At 45.3% G+C, this 14173-nt stretch carries 14 protein-coding genes and 2 pseudogenes; 9 read left to right on the forward strand and 7 right to left on the reverse strand.

All coding sequences use genetic code 11. The features are described 5' to 3' along the window. The first annotated feature begins 9 nt into the window (after nt 1-9). The 4 genes from LRC_RS00230 (at nt 10) to pepI (ending at nt 4061) form a co-directional block, all read left to right on the forward strand. Nucleotides 10-819, forward strand: coding sequence for an MBL fold metallo-hydrolase (locus LRC_RS00230; protein WP_014072665.1), 810 nt, complete (start codon nt 10-12; stop codon nt 817-819). 113 nt (nt 820-932) lie between these two features. After that, complete coding sequence (locus LRC_RS00235; protein WP_014072666.1) at nt 933-2261, forward strand: S1C family serine protease; 1329 nt, start codon at nt 933-935, stop codon at nt 2259-2261. A 418-nt stretch (nt 2262-2679) separates the two neighbouring features. Then, nucleotides 2680-3159: a 23S rRNA (pseudouridine(1915)-N(3))-methyltransferase RlmH gene (rlmH, locus tag LRC_RS00240; protein WP_003697684.1), complete on the forward strand. Its 480-nt coding sequence runs from the start codon at nt 2680-2682 to the stop codon at nt 3157-3159. An 11-nt stretch (nt 3160-3170) separates the two neighbouring features. Beyond that, nucleotides 3171-4061, forward strand: a complete 891-nt coding sequence (gene pepI / locus LRC_RS00245; RefSeq protein WP_014072667.1) for a proline iminopeptidase — start codon at nt 3171-3173, stop codon at nt 4059-4061. 539 nt (nt 4062-4600) lie between these two features. Here pepI and LRC_RS12230 read toward each other — a convergent pair. From LRC_RS12230 to LRC_RS00250, 3 genes and pseudogenes are all read right to left on the reverse strand, one after another. Continuing rightward, nucleotides 4601-4693 carry a transposase gene (locus LRC_RS12230; RefSeq protein ID WP_144011397.1) on the reverse strand — a complete coding sequence of 31 codons (93 nt, stop codon included), beginning with the start codon at nt 4691-4693 and terminating at the stop codon, nt 4601-4603. Between the two features lie 46 nt (nt 4694-4739). Then, nucleotides 4740-4847: pseudogene (locus tag LRC_RS11070) on the reverse strand (transposase); the annotation flags it as partial. Nucleotides 4848-4867: 20 nt separating this feature from the next. Beyond that, complete coding sequence (locus LRC_RS00250; RefSeq protein WP_014072668.1) at nt 4868-5728, reverse strand: YitT family protein; 861 nt, start codon at nt 5726-5728, stop codon at nt 4868-4870. Between the two features lie 151 nt (nt 5729-5879). On the opposite strand from LRC_RS00250, the gene LRC_RS00255 reads away from it, so the two are divergent. The 3 genes and pseudogenes from LRC_RS00255 to LRC_RS00265 all read left to right on the forward strand — a co-directional run bounded on the left by LRC_RS00255 (nt 5880) and on the right by LRC_RS00265 (nt 8044). Then, complete coding sequence (locus LRC_RS00255) at nt 5880-6236, forward strand: VOC family protein (RefSeq protein ID WP_014072669.1); 357 nt, start codon at nt 5880-5882, stop codon at nt 6234-6236. A 191-nt stretch (nt 6237-6427) separates the two neighbouring features. Then, nucleotides 6428-6862: an IS200/IS605 family transposase gene (gene tnpA / locus LRC_RS00260; protein ID WP_082271461.1), complete on the forward strand. Its 435-nt coding sequence runs from the start codon at nt 6428-6430 to the stop codon at nt 6860-6862. After that, nucleotides 6859-8044 (forward strand): annotated as a pseudogene (locus tag LRC_RS00265) (RNA-guided endonuclease TnpB family protein). Before tnpA ends, LRC_RS00265 begins: the two are co-directional and overlap by 4 nt. 123 nt (nt 8045-8167) lie before the next feature. On the opposite strand, the gene LRC_RS00270 reads toward LRC_RS00265, so the two are convergent. From LRC_RS00270 to LRC_RS00285, 4 genes are all read right to left on the reverse strand, one after another. Next, entirely contained in the window at nt 8168-8602 is a 435-nt protein-coding gene (locus LRC_RS00270) for a cytidine deaminase family protein (RefSeq protein ID WP_014072671.1), read from the reverse strand. A gap of 407 nt (nt 8603-9009) precedes the next feature. Continuing rightward, on the reverse strand, nt 9010-11109 hold the full coding sequence (locus tag LRC_RS00275; protein WP_014072672.1) for an ATP-dependent Clp protease ATP-binding subunit: 2100 nt from the start codon (nt 11107-11109) through the stop codon (nt 9010-9012). A gap of 96 nt (nt 11110-11205) precedes the next feature. After that, a complete protein-coding gene (locus LRC_RS00280) occupies nt 11206-11436 on the reverse strand; it encodes a hypothetical protein (RefSeq protein ID WP_014072673.1) in 231 nt (76 codons plus the stop codon). Nucleotides 11437-11905: 469 nt separating this feature from the next. Then, a complete protein-coding gene (locus tag LRC_RS00285; protein WP_014072674.1) occupies nt 11906-12382 on the reverse strand; it encodes a nucleoside 2-deoxyribosyltransferase in 477 nt (158 codons plus the stop codon). Between the two features lie 238 nt (nt 12383-12620). Between LRC_RS00285 and LRC_RS00290 the strand changes: the two genes are divergently transcribed. Further along, on the forward strand, nt 12621-13364 hold the full coding sequence (locus LRC_RS00290; RefSeq protein WP_014072675.1) for a deoxynucleoside kinase: 744 nt from the start codon (nt 12621-12623) through the stop codon (nt 13362-13364). Between the two features lie 102 nt (nt 13365-13466). Continuing rightward, a complete protein-coding gene (locus tag LRC_RS00295; protein WP_014072676.1) occupies nt 13467-13943 on the forward strand; it encodes a universal stress protein in 477 nt (158 codons plus the stop codon). Nucleotides 13944-14173: the final 230 nt, after the last annotated feature.

The following is a 14173-nucleotide window of genomic DNA, read 5'->3' on the forward strand; positions in this document are numbered from 1 at the left end:
AAGATTAAAATGACACAGCAAAAAGATCAAATGAAAATCAGCGTCTTGGCAAGCGGAAGCAGCGGGAATGTGACTTACGTCGAAACAGAAAAACACAAGGTTTTGATCGATGCCGGACTTTCCGGTAAAAAGATCGAAACGTTGATGAACTCGATCGGACGGACGTTAAAAGACGTCGACAGCCTGTTCGTCACGCACGAGCACTCCGATCACTGTCAAGGAGTCGGTGTCTTGGCCAGGCGTTACGGGATGAACGTGTACGCAAATGAGGGCACATGGGATGCGATGAGCAAAAAGGTCGGCAAAATCCCGCTGGATCAAAAATACGTCTTCAAATGCGGAAGCGTGCTCAGCTTGGACGATCTTGACATCGAGAGTTTCGGCGTTTCGCATGATGCGAGCGAGCCGCAATTTTACGAGCTGCACCATCATGACAGTTCGTTTGCGATTGTAACCGATACGGGATACGTTTCACCGATGGTTGCCGGAATCATTCAAGATGCAGAGGCGTATCTGTTCGAATGCAATCACGATACGGAGATGCTTCGGATGGGGGCATACCCGTGGCCGTTGAAGCAAAGAATTTTAGGCGATACCGGACACCTGTCGAACGAAGACGGAGCCAATGCTTTGATGAGCGTCATCGGAAACAAGACCAAACAGATTTATCTTGGTCACCTCAGCCGTGAGAACAACGTCAAAGAGCTGGCACATCTGACGGTCGATCATATGATGCGTGACCATGATTTTGCCGTCGATCATGATTTTTATCTCCATGATACCGACCCTGAGAAGGCTACGCCGCTGATAGCATTGTAAAAAAATTTTTAAAATTGCTTGAATTAAGGTAAAGCTTTTGAAAAATACAGGATTTTTTATGAGAAAACGGCTATATTAAAGCTAAGAGATAAAAACGAAAGGGGTCCATCATTATGTTCGATGACAATCACAACAATCAATTCGACGGCGAATTCAATGAAGTTGAGCCAGAAAACAACTCGCCTGAATCACGAGATCCAAAAAAAGGAAACGGCTTGGGCAAGGTGTTCGTCACAGCGCTCGTTGCAGGGCTTTTAGGCGGCGGAATTTCGGTCGGTGGATATGTCTATTATCAAAATCATAATTCGCAGGCACAAGACAAGATTGAAAATTCCAAAGGAACGACGCAGACAAGCAACGTCAAAGTCAACGTCGGAACACAAGCTTCAAAAGCATTCAAGAAAATCAAGGGAGCCGTTGTTTCAGTTGAAGCATATTCAAATTCGTCTTCCGATTACGATACGCTTGAAGACCTGTTTGGCGACAGCAGCTCGTCTGAAACTTCGACCAGCGAAGGCTCTGGCGTCATCTACAAGAAGGATGGGAACACTGCATTTATCGTGACGAACAATCATGTCATTTCAGGTGCAAATAAAGTCGAGGTTCTTTTGAGCAGCGGCAAGAAGGTCAAGGCTTCAGTCGTCGGACATGACTCCGTCTCAGACTTGGCAGTTTTGAAGATTGACGCTTCAAACGTCAATCAGGTTGCAACGTTTGGCAACTCTGACAACATCAGCGTCGGCGAAACGGCGCTTGCCATCGGATCTCCGCTTGGTTCTGAATACGCAACTTCCTTGACTCAGGGAATTATTTCCGCCAAGAAGCGCACGATTGACGTTACGGACTCAAACGGCACGTCGACCGGTCAGGCTACGGTTATTCAAACGGATGCGGCCATCAACCCGGGCAACTCAGGCGGTCCTTTGATCAACCTTGCCGGTCAGGTTATCGGCATCAACTCCATGAAGCTTTCCAGCACGGGATCGAGCACGTCGTCTTCGTCAACGTCCGTTGAAGGCATGGGATTTGCCATTCCAAGCAATGAAGTCGTCAGCATCATCAACCAGCTTGTCCAAAACGGCAAGGTGGTTCGGCCGGCACTCGGAATTTCTTTGGTTGACCTTGATTACGTTTCCGAAGCTGATCGTTCTCAGACGCTCAACCTTCCAAGCAAGGTAACGAGCGGCGTCGTCGTGATTAAGGTCAACTCGTCATCACCGCTAAAGAAGACTGATATTTCAAAATATGACGTCATCGTTTCGCTTGGCGGCAAGAAAGTTTCCGGCCTGTCGTCATTGAGGACGGCGCTTTACGGTCACAAGGTCGGTGACACTGTTGAAATACAGTACTACCACAAAGGTGAGCTCAAAAAGGCAAACGTCAAACTGACGCTTGAGTCTAACGACAAGAATACGTCGACGGCATCCAATTCGGGAAATTAAAGCGAAAACAGATCTAACCGCAAACAGCCGAGGCTTGGCAGCAAGTCTCGGCTGTTTGATTGCGGATATCCGGCTCTGCATTTCACAAGAAAGGCACGTAAAAATTTGCTATAATTGTTATGCACAGGAAAAAGCGAATGTTCACGAAAAAACTTATCCACAATTGCGAGTGAAAGTTGTGGATAAGTTTGCGATATGCAATTTGTGGAACACTGAGAAACGTTGATTTTACAATGATTTTGGCAATATGGAAAGTGCGTTCGCATGGTTTTATGCAAAGTGGATAAGTCGAACGTTTCCAACATAAATATAGTATCAAAAAGGTTGAAATCAGCCATATGTTGTGTTTTTGCTTATCAACATGTGGATAAGTTTGTGGGAAAGCTGTGTATTATCCACATGTTCAAGGAGGATTTAAATGAATATCAAAATAATCTGCGTGGGAAAATTAAAAGAAAAGTACTGGAAACAGGGAATTGCGGAATATTCAAAACGTCTTGGCAAGTTTTGCAAGTTTGAAATTGTCGAGGTTCCGGATGAGAAGGCCCCTGAAAAGTTAAGCGAAGCGCAGATGGAAAACGTCAAGAAAACCGAAGGAGAAAGAATCCTGGGCAAGATCAAAGATCGTGATTACGTTTATGCTTTAGCAATTCTTGGCAAAGAGCGTACATCTGAAGAATTTGCTTCAGAAATCGAAAATTTGACGACGTATGGCAGAAGCGATCTGGCATTTGTCATCGGTGGCTCGCTCGGATTGTCTGAAGACGTGCTGAAACGTGCGGATTCGCAAATTTCCTTTGGTCGGTTCACGATGCCGCATCAGCTGATGCGCCTCGTTTTGACGGAACAGATTTATCGGGCTTTCATGATTAATTCTGGCAGTCCGTACCATAAATAGGGGGAATTTAAATGACTGAAATCAAGGAAGGGTATCTGCCGTTCGGACAATACCGGACGTATTATCGAATCGCAGGCAAAAATTTTGATCAAAAGCCGCCGCTGATTTTGCTGCACGGAGGTCCGGGATCGACGCACAATTATTTCGAGGTGCTTGACTGCGTTGCAGACAAAACGAACCGCCAGGTCATCATGTATGATCAGCTTGGCTGCGGAAGATCCAGTCTTCCGGACGATACTCCTGAGGTTTACAACGCTTCGATTTGGATGAAGGAGCTGCAAAATTTGCGCGAGCAGCTGCACGTTTCAGAATTTCACGTTTTGGGTCAGTCATGGGGCGGAATGCTGGCATTGCTCTACATGCTTGACGGTGATGCAAGGGGCGCCAAGAGCCTGATTCTTTCAAGCACGCTGTCTTCGGCTTCACTGTGGGCAAAAGAACTTCACCGAATGATAAGGTTCATGGATGAAAGAGATCAGGAAGCAATCAAGCAAGCAGAATCGACGGGCGATTTCACAAGTCCTGAATATTTGGCTGCAAATGAGCGCTTCATGGAGCTTCACAGCTGTGCGAAAATCACCAGCGATGCTCCGGAACCGCTTCGCCGCAAGAAAATCGGCGGCAAGCGCGCGTATCTTGAAGCCTGGGGGCCAAATGAGTATAATCCGCAGGGAAACCTTCATTCGTATGAGGTCACTGATCGTTTGAACGAGATTTCCGTTCCGACTCTGATTACGAGCGGGACTGACGACCTTTGCACGCCTTTGGTCGCCAAAACGATGTACGATCGCATCGAAAATGCGCGCTGGGAGCTTTTTGCAGGCTGTCGCCACATGTCGTTCGTGCAAGAAAACGAAAAATACGTTGAGCTTTTGTGCAAGTGGCTTAACGAAAACGATTAGCATGCAAAGAAGATGTTTTTTGAAATAAAAAAGAGGCTGGGAAAAAACTCTGGCTCAAATTGAAAAACCGGATTAGATTTGTAATTATTGCAAATCATCCGGTTTTTGGGTCTTTGTCAAATGGTGTTGATGACCTTGAAAACTTCACTTCAGAAATGGAGTGGAGTTTTTTTGTTCCCGTCGGATTCTCTTGTGTTTTTTCAAATTGGTACAGTTACGTATCAACACCGCCGGCGTTTCCGCTAGCGTGGATTCATGTATGAATTCCTGCCGTTGATTCGCAAAGCTCGAACGCGCTGCGACCTAACTGGGTTTCACCCCGCAGCCCGTTCCGCCCAGGTACTCTCACTTGGCAGGCTCGCCTGCTGGCGTTTGAGCAGGCCTGGTGCTTGCGGGCTAAGCGCTCGGTTCCACACCTTGTCTCTGCCTCGCGCTCCACGACTTTTCCCGGTTGCGGTTGACATCACAATGCTTACCCGCCGGAAACTACGGCTGGAGGAAGTGTATTCAGAGAGGCTGTCTCAAAAACACTTCCAGCGTCAGCTTCTGATCAGCGCAATGCGTTTCCTTAAGTTATCAAGATACCTGAATCCAAAGCAACTGCGTTTCAGACTCTTGATTCTGCGGTTTATTCCTTCAACCGGACGTTGGAGAAATCATACTCGACGCTGTTAAGACCAGCTGTATGATGTGGAAGCGGTCGATGATGATCCGGGCATTCGGAAACAATGCCTTGATGTACTGGGCATTCAGGTCGACAACTATGGATTTCACCGCAGCTCTTTCCCAGTGTCTTCTTGCTTAAATCAGTCATCAAAGACCTGCGTATAATTGCCCAATTCGGCATTTGCATCCTGGATGCTGATGAATGCGTTCGGATCTGCTTTTTTGATCGTTTGACGCAAGTAGGGAATCTGGTCTTGCTGAGCAACGATGATGATGATGTCGGTCCGTTCGCCGGTGTAAATGCCGGTACCGTTCAAAAGGGTTGCGCCATGAACGAAATAGCGCAGGGCATCTGCGACTTTGTCTGAAGCCTTGGTAAAGATCATGATGCTCGTATCTTTTTGCTTTTTGAAAGTGAAGTCCATCATCCAGCTGGTGACGAGCATCCCGAGCAGACTGTAGACGCTTCGCCCGAGATTGAAGAAGATGGCGGTCAAGATCAGAATGACGCCGTTCAGCAAGTTGTTGATAAATCCGATTTTCATTTTATACTTGTTTTGGAAGTAGGTGACGATGACGTCCGTTCCGCCGGTCGAAAAACCGTTGTTGAAACAAAAGCCGATGCCGGCACCGATGATTGCGGCACCGACAAGCGTGTTTGTCAAATCGTTGGTGACGACGGTAACCTGCGGAATAATCTTCAGAAAGAAAATGTTTGAGGCAACAGCCATGAGCGAAAAAACGATGTAGTTAAAGCCGAATGCTTTCAAGGCAAACAGGAACAGCGGGATGTTCATGATGATCATCAGGAAACTGATGCTGACGCTGATGCCGAAATTTGTAAAAATCGCCTGAAGAAGCTGCGCGATTCCGGGAACGCCGATCGAATAGGAATGAGCGTGTGACAGGAAAACGTTGATGCCGATGGCCGACATGAGTCCGTAGAGAATTGCAAAGAAACTTTTGCGAACGAATTTGAGCTGTGTTTTATTCTTTAACATGGTGAAAAACTCCGTAAAATATGATTTATAGCAAGATTATAAAACGAGAAACAACGTGTTTCAATGACAATTAATGTTTCACGTGAAACATTCAGAACGTGGTTTTAGAAAAAGAAGGGCAGTTGCTGTAAAATGAGGGTGGGTGATCAAAATGAGAATTGAATACGTAAGTCTTTTCGTGCAGGACGTTCAAAGATCGGAAATGTTTTACCAAAAGTATTTCAGAGCAAAAGAAGATTGGATAAGCACTGACAAACAGTCATGCTTGCTGAAGTTTTCGGACGATGTTCGCCTCGAACTTTTGAAAAATGCAGAGCCTGGTCCGCGAAGATGTGCCAGGTTCGCAATTTCTGTCGGCGGACCTGAGATGATCGAATCATTGGCACGTGCAATCGAAAATGACGGATACGAGTGCTCTCAGCATTTGGAAAAGACAAAAGACGGACGCTATCGAGCAATCGTGCTTGATCCTGATAAAAATGAATTGGAATTAGTGGAAGAAAATTAAAAAAGAGGCTGTGAAAAAAATCCTCCTCAAATTGAAAAACCGGATGATTTGCAATCAAGTGCAAATCTGATCCGGTTTTTTTCATTTTTGAAAGTGTGCAAGGAAACACGTTCTTTTAAGGACGTGATGAATTGCCTGTTTTTTTGTCCTTATGACACACGAATACGAACATATGTGTTATAATAATTGATATAAAAGATATAAACAGACTTACGTATGGTAGAACATCGGTTTACAATCTTAATTATCATCTCATTTGGGGAATTAAGTATCGCAATAAATTGCTGAAAGGACACGTCGAAACAGTGAAGCGAACCTTATATGAAATTGCTTCAAAATACGGCTTTACGATTGCTCACATGGAGATTGGAAAAGATGACCACATTCACTTATTGGTGAGCGCACTGCCTGAATTGTCGGTAACGAATATTATGCGCTGGCTGAAGGAAATTTCAGCATGGCAATTGTTCAGAGAATGTCCGGAATTGCAAACCAGTTACTGGAAGAAGCAGGATCGTCATCTGTGGTCACCGAGTTACTATGTTGAAAGCATCGGCACAGTTAATGAACAGGCTGTTGCCAGGTACATTGATGACCAGCGTCGAAAAGTGGTGAACTTGAAATGAACAAAGTTATTAAGGGGATTAAGCTGCGATTGTACCCCAATCAATCCCAGCGGGAACAGTTATGGCAAATGTTTGGCAACGACCGTTTTGTCTGGAATCAGATGCTGGGAATGGCTAAGGAACGCTATCAGAACAATCCAAACAGTCTTTTCGTCAATGAGTATGGCATGAACTATCTCTTGAAACAGCTCAAGTGCGAGTATGCTTTTCTCAGGGAAAGTGATTCCACCAGTTTCCTGGTGGTGAACCACAATCTTGCTCAGGCGTTCAAAATGCTGTTCAGGCATCGGGGCGGTTATCCGCATTTCAAGAACCGGCACTCCTTACGCCAGTCCTATACAGGACGTTCGACCTGTAAGGTGCTCGCCCGGCGAAGAATGCAATTGCCCAAACTGGGCGGCATTCGTACAAGCAGGACAGGTCTTGTCGGTGATGCTAAAATCAAGCGTTACACCGTCAGCTATGAACCGACAGGTCGTTACTATCTGTCATTGCAGGTTGAAACTGAGGTTAATCAGCTGCCTGAGACTCATCAGTCGGTCGGACTGGACATGGGCCTCGCTGATCTGGTGATTAGTTCTGACGGTGTCAAGTACGGTACCTTTAACGCAGAATGGCTGGAAAAACAAGCCGTTAGGTGGCAACGTAAGTATGCCAGACGTCGTTACCTTGCTCAATGCCAGGTGTGGAAGTGGAATCATAACCGCTTTGATCATCTGGAAGAGCTTGATGATTATTCCAACTGGCAGCGTGCAAGGGTCAATAAAGCCCGCTGCCAGAAACGGATTGCCAATAAGCGCAGAGACTACCTTCATAAGCTGACAACTGACTTGATCAGGAACTATGACGTGATTGTAATCGAAGATTTGAAAACCAAGAATCTGCAGAAGAATCACCACATGGCCAGGTCAATTTGGCATCAATTCCATTTGGCATCAATTCCGCGCAATGCTGGAATACAAGTGCGCCTGGTACGGCAGACAATTAGTTGTAGTGAAGCCTGACTACACCAGTCAGACCTGTTCGAACTGTGGCTTTAGCAGCGGAAAAAAACCGCTGGAAGTCCGCGAATGGACGTGTCCGAAGTGCGGCATTCACCACGACCGGGATGTTAATGCGGCAGTTAACATCCTGCACAAAGGGTTAAAAGCCATTGGCCAGGGACTGGCCTTGGTAAAATAACGGAGTTCTGTAAGTCAGGTAGCTGGAATACCAGCGCAACATCCTGAATACTACTTCGTGTTCCCAGAAGCTCGGTCATTTATGGCCGAGTAGTTCACAAACAGTGCGATAAACTGGAAGTTGTCAATTACTCTTTGCCTCAGCGTAACGTTCCTTTCCCCACCAATTCGGCATAAGTTCTTTTAATGTTACGGTTTCTCTTTTTTCATAATTGACCATGATTTCCATATCTTCGTTCGCTTCATTTAATTGATAAAATAATTCCTGACAAGCACCACAAGGCATACCGCTCCCACCTCCGTTTGGCGCACTGTCACGGAACGCTATAAATCTTTTCATTCTTGTCTGACCACTGTTAGCATACATATTCAGTGCGGCAAGTCTATCGGCACAAATATTCATCACTCCGCAGCAGCTTTCAATGCAAAATCCCGTATAGATATCTCCGTTTTCAGCTTCTATTGCACAAACTACATTGTGCGCATATATAAAGGGAGATACTTCCTCTGGATGATATTGCTCTTTCGCCTTTTCATACATTCTTTCCCAAATATCCATTTGATTTTCCTCCATAAATTCCGATTTGTTAAATTCATATCCGCATTGTAGCATAAAAATAACGACACTGTATATCACTTTCGTAACATACAATGTCGTTACTTTTATTTTCTTCGATACACCAAACAAAACATATTCCTGTATACGATAATATAATATACATAGTTCGACTTGTTCAGCTTTAGTGGGCGTGCCCGTAATCGATGACCGGCTTTTACGGTCAGATCTCAGAAATCAACGTATTGCTCATAAGATAGTCTTGATGCATCGATTGAGCAGGGGATGCGCAGCACTGCATTTGACAAAAAGTCAGCCAAACTAAAAAATGCCGGACAAAGACATCCTTTGTTCGGCATTTTATTCAAGCCAAGGAGAAACCGTAACCCGCTCTCTTTTATTTGACGATTCTATGCGCGTTCTTTAATGACCAGCTCGCCGTCGTTCATCTCAGCTTCGAGATGCTTGACGTCGAGATTGTCGAGGTAAAAATCCGTAACCTTGTCTCTGATCTGCTGTTCGATGACGCGACGGAGCGGGCGAGCGCCCATTGCTTCATCGTAGCCTTCTTCAATCAGGTAGTCCTTTGCTTCATCGGATACGGTCAGATCAATGCCTTTCTTGGCAAGGGTCTTGTTGACGTCATCCAGCATCAGCTCAACGATGTCTTTGAGATTGTCCTTCGTGAGGTGAGAGAATTCAATGACGGCGTTGAAACGATTGAGAAATTCAGGGCGGAAGTACGGGGCGAGACGTTTCATGATATCTTCGTCCTGCTTGTCGTTTCCTGTCAGGCTTTCGTTGCCGAACCCTGCATTTGACGTGGCGATGATGACCGTGTTCTTGAAGTTGATGGTGTTTCCCTGACCGTCAGTCAGACGACCGTCGTCAAGAACCTGCAACAGCAAAGTGATTACCTGCGGATCGGCTTTTTCGATTTCATCAAGCAAGACGATCGAATATGGGTTGCGACGGACTCGTTCGGTCAGCGTGTTGTTGTTGTCGTCATATCCGACATAGCCAGCGGTCGTTCCGATCAGCTTTGAAACTGCGGTTCGATCGGAGTATTCGGACATGTCGAGTCTGATGATCGCATCCTTTTTGCCAAACATGTCAAGCGCAATCTGTTTTGCAAGTTCGGTCTTGCCGACACCCGTTGGTCCGACGAACAGGAAACTGCCAATCGGTCTGTTTCCTTCATCAAAGCCGGCACGATTGCGGCGAATGGCTCTGGCAACGGCTTTGACGGCTTCATCTTGTCCGATGACTTTGCCTCTTAAGCGATCGCCGATGCCTTTCAGACGCTCGATGTCGCTTGCTCCCATCTTGGAAACGGGGATGCCCGTCAAGCGCTCAACGGACTTGGCCACGTCGTTGATCGTTGCTTCGACCTTTTGAGATTCTGATTGATTGTCGATTTTTGCCTGAAGTTCTTTGATTTTGTCTTTGGCTTCCTGCGCTGTTTTGAAATCTTCTTTGGCTGCGGCCTCATCTTGTTTTTGACGTTCTTTTTCGATTTCTTCTTCCAACGCCTTGACGTCAGTCACGGGATGCTTGGCTGCAAGGTGAGCCGCGGTCATGTCGATCAAATCGATGGCTTTGTCAGGCAAGGAGCGTTGGGGAATATATTGAATCGAGTAGTCGACGGCAGCTTTGAGGACGCTGTCCGGCAAAACGACGTTATGGTGCTTTTCATACAGAGTTCTGATTCCCTGGAGGATCTTGAACGTATCTTCTGCGCTTGGAGCCTTGACCTGAACTTCATTGAAACGCCGTGCCAATGCTGCATTTTTCATGATTGTATTGCGATACTCGTCTTGCGTCGTTGCACCGATGACGCTGATTTCGCCGCGTGAAAGGGCCGGTTTCAAAATATCGGCCAGTCCCTTCGAACCGTTGCCGTCACCGGAAGATCCGGCACCTAGAATCTGGTGAATCTCATCGAAGAACAAGATGACATTGCCGGCATCTTTGACCTCTTTGACGAGTTTTTGAATGTTTTCTTCGAAGCTTCCGCGATACTGAGTACCGGCTTCAAGAGATGAAATATCGATGCTGATGATTTCCTTGTTCTTGATCGCATTCGGCACGTCGCCGTGGACGATGGCTTGTGCCAGGCCTTCAACGACGGCTGTCTTGCCGACGCCGGCGTCTCCGACAAGGACGGGGTTGTTCTTTGTTCTGCGTGAGAGAATTTCAGCGGTTTCTTGAATCTCCTTGTTGCGTCCGATAACCGGATCAAGCCTATTATCGCGCGCTTCTTGCGTCAAGTTTCGACCAAGTTTTGCCAAAATTCCGTTTTCGGGTTGTTTTACCGTATTTTTTGTTTTCATGTTATTTTGCGGCAGCTTTCCTGTCTGACGATACTGTTGAAATTCTTCAGGCGTTACTTCGCGTCCGTTGATCAGATAGCGACTGCTCTCTGAGTTAAATCCGTTCATTTCGCCCATTAATTGATTGAAAATGTCATCCATGCTGCTTGAAAATGGATCTGATGAAAATCTAGCCATAATACATACCTCATTTCTTTTGTGACTCTTTCGCACAAAAAAGCTCAAATCAGAAAACCGGCGGCGACTGACAAGAGCTTAGTGCGGGCTATAAAATTAGTCATCATCCGACAAGTAGCTTTCTTCCAATTCGCGAAGAACTTCCCACATCGATTGCTGCGATGCTTGTGCCAACGCATCCAGGTCCCGAAGGTTCAGCGAGGTTGCGCTGGTCTGCCGCTTGTTGAATGACTTATGCAGGGTGGTGTACCCGTAGCCCGACTTCTTTGCCACTTTGTAGATCGTCAATTTCTTGGCGGACAAGTAGGCTTTGATGTCGATTCTCATCGGACCTCACCTCTACGTTTCTTATTATATCACATTTGTGATATAGCACAAGTGTGAAATGCTTTTTTTTGAAAAAATTTTTTCACTGGGCGGTGCTGGACGAATTATTGCATTCGGCATTAAATTTTACCCATTTTTGCTAAATGCAGTGCTTCGAATCGCCTGTTGATCATGCGTCAAGATCAAGATGGGGCTTACGGGCAAGACGTCGATTTCTGTGATTTGCCCGTAAAAGGAAGACCCCGGTTACGGTCAAAACGTCGATTTCTGAGCTTTGCCCGTAAAAGGAAGACCCCGGTTACGGGCAAGACGTCGATTTCTGTGATTTGCCCGTAAAAGGAAGACCTCGGTTACGGGCAAAGCTGGCATTTTCGCAAATCATCCAGCGCTGCATAAAAAAGCCCGGATAATCTGCAGTTAATTGCAAATCATCCGGGATTTTAGTTTTCCCAGTCTTTTTGGCTAAAATTTAAATTACGGGTCTTCTCGTGAATTTTGGAATCATTTTGTCGAAATCATATGTTGCCAATTGTTCAAGCCCGTCTTTTGAAACGTCGAAGTATGCGGTCAAAGCCTGGGCGATCATCAGATTGACTTCTTTTTCCGGATCGAACTGAACGACGGCGACCGGAGTGCGAGTGCCGTATGCGAAGCCGATTTCGAAGGCGGTGCCTGAGTCCGGTTCGTTTTCCTTAGTTTCTTCCATTTTATAGTCGACGATTGCAACAACGAGGTCGGCCGCATAAATTTGTGAAACATCGAGCTGGAAGGTTGCTTTTTGCCATTCGAAACTGCCGAATTCTGCTTCCTGATATTCATGTTCGTGCGGGATGAAAATTTTTTCCGAATCGATCGTCTTATTTTTGACAAGTGCTTCTTTGACTTGATAGATGCGTTCTTTTTGCTTATCGCTGAAAAATGGCGATGCCAAGTATACGGATTTCATTTAAATTCTCCTTACATTGCAATTTAATGTTAGTTTATCATTGCGCAAAAATATTTTGCAACCCTTTTTATGGTTGATAGACTGCGTTCTCTATATCTTGTGCCATGCTGTGAAACAAAACACTAGATGTGCTTTATTTTTAAACGAAATGAGTGTATGATTGAAAGAGCGCAATGTGCGATTGCTTATGAAATCTAGAGCACTGCATTTAAGCTACAGAAAGGATGCATCTACTATTTTGATTACATTATCAGGAATTATCGGTTCCGGAAAATCCAGTTTGACGGAAATCTTGTCAAAGGAACTTGGAACAAAGGCATATTATGAACCCGTTGAAGATAATCCGGTGCTGCCGATTTTTTACAAGGGCAACGAAATTGCGGCCAAAAAACGCGCAGCCGGTGAGAAAGATGCGACGAATCCGTATGCCTACCTTTTACAAACATACTTTTTGAATCGTCGCTTTGCGATGATCAAAGAAGCCATGCAAAACGACAACAATATTTTGGATCGGTCGATTTATGAAGACGAAATCTTCATGAAGATGAATACCGAGATGGGAAATGCGACCAAGGTCGAGTATGACATCTATAAGAGTCTTTTGAACAACATGATGGAAGAACTGCCGTATGCTGCGCATAAGAAGTCGCCGGATCTCATGATTACGATCAAAGTTTCATACGAAACGATGATCAAGCGAATCATCAAGCGCGGTCGAGATTACGAACAGATTGAAAAAGATCCTTCGCTTGTTGATTATTACCATCGTCTGCTCAGCCATTATGACGATTGGATGGACGAATATGACGAATCTCCGCTGTTGATCATCGATGGCGATAAGTATGATTTTGTTGCCGACGTCAAAGATCGCATGAAGATTCTGGAAACGATCGAAGACAAGCTTTATGATCTTGGCAATTTGGAGCAGACAAAAGTAGATGAATTGCGCAAAGCTCATCTCGAAATATTGAAGCAGCAATAAAATTCTGCATTTGACGAAAAAGTGAAAAGGCTTGCAAATTCTTATGTTTAGGGCTATTATAAATATAAAGTGATATATAGGAAGAAAGGCAGGGTGATTCATATGTCATGCGAATATGAAAATATTTTGGTTGCGCTTGACGGATCAAAAGGCGGAGAAGTTGCTTTAAAAGAAGCCATCGAAGTTGCCAAGCGCAACGATGCACATTTGGACGTGCTGAGGGTCATGGATCTTAACTCGCTTGAATATGGCGGAGCAGGAATTGCGCTTGACGGCGAGCAGATTTACGAGATCGAACACGATAGCGAAGAATATTTGCTTGAACTGCGCAGAAAAGCAATTCAGGAAGCAGGGCTCAAGCCGGAACAAATCAGGGTTCACCTGCGTTTCGGCAATCCTAAGCTGGTTATCGTTGAAGATTTCCAACCCGAATATGAAAATGATTTGATTATTGTCGGTTCAACCGGCAAGAACTTTTTGCAAAGACTGGTCGTTGGTTCTGTTGCGGCATACGTGATTCGTTCGGCCAGATGCGACGTGTTGGTTGCGCGTACAAAAGAAGAAGACGTCAAAGAATAAGAATATTGATTTTAGTTAAAAAAGGCAGTCGAGACCCAAACAAGGGCCCGACTGCCTTTTTGTCATTCGTTTTTAATTCCATAATCTTAAAAGGTGCCATGGATTACGGGCAAAATGTGATTCATTGATATTTGCCCGCAATCATTCATCTTTTGAGCGGTTCATCTGCAAAAAAGGCACCTGTTTTTATGATTTGATCATAGCTGATTGCTTCAATTTATATGTCGTTA

Origin of the sequence: Ligilactobacillus ruminis ATCC 27782, from assembly GCF_000224985.1 — a bacterium.
In the GTDB taxonomy this organism is placed as follows: domain Bacteria; phylum Bacillota; class Bacilli; order Lactobacillales; family Lactobacillaceae; genus Ligilactobacillus; species Ligilactobacillus ruminis.